1 protein-coding gene is annotated in these 450 nt (G+C 64.4%); it reads right to left on the bottom strand.

Annotation, left to right across the window (positions count from 1 at the left end; genetic code table 11):
* Positions 1 to 450, bottom strand: a 450-nt coding sequence (locus tag D7V77_RS42560) for a serine hydrolase (protein ID WP_147452385.1), incomplete at both ends; no start/stop codon positions are given.

The raw sequence follows: 450 nt of genomic DNA on the forward strand, positions 1-450 counted from the left end.
CTCGTCGAGCGTGCCATCGGTCGCGATGTCGCCCAGCTTCAGCCGGCGGTACGCGGCGTCGACATTCGTGTTCTGGTGAAAACCGTAGGTCAGGCCGGAGGTGTGGCGCAGCAGGTCGACCATGCGCATGGGGCGCTTGACCGGATGGGACTGGAAGCCCTCCATGAAACCGCCAGCGTGCACGCCCAGGTTTGCCCACGCGGGGATGAATTTGCTGACCGGATCGTCCAGCGCGACCTTGCATTCCTCTACCAGCATCATGAACGCCACCGACGTGATCGGCTTCGTCATGGAGTAGATGCGGAAGATCGAATCTTCGGCCAGCGGCACCTGACGTTCTCGGTCGGCCAGGCCCAGCACGGAGTTCAAGGCCAGCTCGCCCCGCCGCCACGCCTGGACCAGCGCGCCGGGCAGCTTGCCGGTGGCAATGTAGGCGTCATCGATAAAGCG

Source organism: Corallococcus sp. CA041A (assembly GCF_003612075.1).
Lineage (GTDB): Bacteria > Myxococcota > Myxococcia > Myxococcales > Myxococcaceae > Corallococcus > Corallococcus exiguus.